The organism is Bifidobacterium sp. UBA4282 (genome assembly GCF_002394995.1).
Taxonomy (GTDB): Bacteria; Actinomycetota; Actinomycetes; order Actinomycetales; family Bifidobacteriaceae; genus Bifidobacterium; species Bifidobacterium pullorum_B.
Genome location: NZ_DGVO01000008.1, coordinates 21,421 through 22,291, shown reverse-complemented (window position 1 = coordinate 22,291; position 871 = coordinate 21,421). Strand labels below are relative to the sequence as shown.

Sequence of the window (871 nt, the reverse complement as noted above, 5' to 3'; positions counted from 1 at the left end):
CTGGAGGGCAAGGACTACGTCATGCGCGACGGCGACATCGTGGAGTTCAAGTTCAACGTGTCCCACTGAGCTTCACAGGTGTTAAAAAACGGCGTGATTCCAACGGTTTCCGGATGTGGAATGTTGGAATCGCGCCGTTTTTGAATGCAGAGAAAATGGCGGTTTCTGCCACGTATCGGGCCGTTTGTGACACCGATAGTGTGCGGATAGTGTGCCCTTTGGGAGACCTCGGAGGGCAACGACTCCAACGGCTCCGAGACCACGCGCGGACACGCTTAGGGTGCTCTCCCGAATACGGAAAGGGAGATCATCATGGTCACACGGAAACGTCGCACCAAGGGAGTCGGAAGCATCATCCATGGAAAGGACGGCACATGGAGGTTCCGCAAGGACCTCGGGGCCGACCCGGCCACCGGCAAACGCCGATACGTCGAGGCCAAGGGGCGCACCAAGGCCGAGGCCCGGGAACGGTTCGACGCCAAGATCGCCGAGCTCGAACGCACCGGCCTCATGCCCGGTGCCAAATCCCCGTACCTCAACGATTACGTGGAACGCTGGCTAGAGGACTACCGGACGCGCGTCAAGCCCACCACCTACCGGACTCGGGCCGGCCGCCTGCATGCCTGCTGCCAGGTCATCGGCCACGTGCGCCTCACGGACCTGACTCCGGAGCATGTCCGCCGGTGCATGCGCGTGCTGGGGGAGCGGCTCGCCCCCTCCACGCTGAAGGACCACTTCGTCAGCCTGAAGATGGTACTGGACGACGCCGAACTGGAGGAGCTGATACCGGTGGACCCGTGCAGGAAGGTATGGCCGCCGCGCGTGGAGCCGACACCGGTGCGGATCCTCGCGCCCGACCAGCCGCAGCGGC

At 63.4% G+C, this 871-nt stretch carries 1 pseudogene; it reads left to right on the top strand.

Annotation, left to right across the window (positions count from 1 at the left end):
- Positions 1-312: 312 nt before the first annotated feature.
- Positions 313-871, top strand: a pseudogene (locus tag B4C31_RS01030) (site-specific integrase); the annotation flags it as partial.